At 43.1% G+C, this 466-nt stretch carries 1 pseudogene; it reads right to left on the bottom strand.

Features of this window, described 5'->3' with window-relative positions:
- Positions 1–466, bottom strand: a pseudogene (locus DOT_RS10385) (transposase); the annotation flags it as partial.

Raw genomic sequence — 466 nt, 5'->3', positions numbered from 1 at the left:
TTTCACTCTGGCGTAATAAATGCGCAAGAACTTGTTTAACGCAGCGATTTTAGCAACCTTTTTAGGCTTCCCTTCAGTTTCTTTCTTGAGCATATACTGGTAAACAGCATCGTCTTTTGACGGTTTATGAATCTTTATGAATCTTTATAAATCTCATGATTTCATACCCTGTTTTACGTAAGGAGGCCGAGCCACGTTTAGATATACTTCGCTTTGTTGCTGTGAAATTGCCTGATTGAAACGGTGGTGCATCAAGACCGGCAAAAGCAATCAAGGCTCCGGCACTATGAAAGCGTCGTACATCTCCTATCTCTGCGATAAGCCTTGGGCCAAGTATTTCACCTACTCCAGGCATAGCCATGACGACATCATATTCCTTTAAAGACTTTGCCAGTTCTCTCATTCGTGCTAGAATACTGGCAAGGGTCGTGTCTATCATGTGCAGGACCTTGACCACTTCCTCTAC

Source organism: Desulfosporosinus sp. OT (genome assembly GCF_000224515.1).
In the GTDB taxonomy this organism is placed as follows: Bacteria; Bacillota; Desulfitobacteriia; order Desulfitobacteriales; family Desulfitobacteriaceae; genus Desulfosporosinus.
This window is presented reverse-complemented; position numbering and strand designations above follow the sequence as displayed.